The sequence below is a fragment of the Pseudomonas sp. NY15181 genome, from assembly GCF_048068055.1.
Lineage (GTDB): Bacteria > Pseudomonadota > Gammaproteobacteria > Pseudomonadales > Pseudomonadaceae > Pseudomonas.
The window spans coordinates 1-735 of record NZ_JBLUPT010000026.1 but is presented as its reverse complement, the minus strand read 5'-3'; the positions used below and the strand labels follow the sequence as shown (position 1 = coordinate 735).

The following is a 735-nucleotide window of genomic DNA, read 5'->3' as shown; positions in this document are numbered from 1 at the left end:
TTACAGCAGCAGGGTGCGGATATCGCCCAGCAGGTCGGACAGACGCTTGGTGAAGCGCGCGGCGGCGGCCCCGTTGATCACGCGGTGATCGTAGGACAGCGACAGCGGCAGCATCAGGCGCGGCTGGAAGGCCTTGCCGTCCCACACCGGAGCCATGGCGGCCTTGCTCACACCCAGGATCGCCACCTCCGGCGCGTTGACGATCGGCGTGAAGCCGGTGCCGCCAATGTGGCCGAGGCTGGAGATGGTGAAGCAGGCGCCCTGCATGGCATCGGCGGAGAGCTTCTTGGTGCGCGCTTTCTCGGCCAGTTCGGCGGCTTCGGCGGCGAGCTGCAGCAAGCTCTTCTGGTCGACGTTGCGGATCACCGGGACCAGCAGGCCGTCCGGCGTGTCCACGGCGAAGCCGATGTGCACGTACTTCTTGCGGATCAGCGCCTTGCCGCTGGGGGCCAGCGAGCTGTTGAAGTCGGGCAGCTCCTTGAGCAGGTGCGCACAGGCTTTCAGCAGGATCGGCAGCACGGTCAGCTTGACGCCGGCCTTCTCCGCGACGGCTTTCTGGGCCACGCGGAAGGCTTCCATCTCGGTGATGTCGGCCGAGTCGAACTGGGTCACGTGCGGCACGTTCAGCCAGCTGCGGTGCAGGTTGGCGGCGCCGACCTGCATCAGGCGGGTCATGGCCACTTCTTCCACTTCGCCGAACTTGCTGAAGTCGACTTCCGGAATCGGCGGGATGCC

The 735-nt window shown here is 66.5% G+C and carries 1 protein-coding gene; it reads right to left on the bottom strand.

What is annotated here, in order from left to right; all coding sequences use genetic code 11:
• Nucleotides 1-735: 2-oxo acid dehydrogenase subunit E2 (locus ACNFBT_RS27165; protein WP_416753894.1), on the bottom strand; the 735-nt coding region annotated here is incomplete at its 5' end.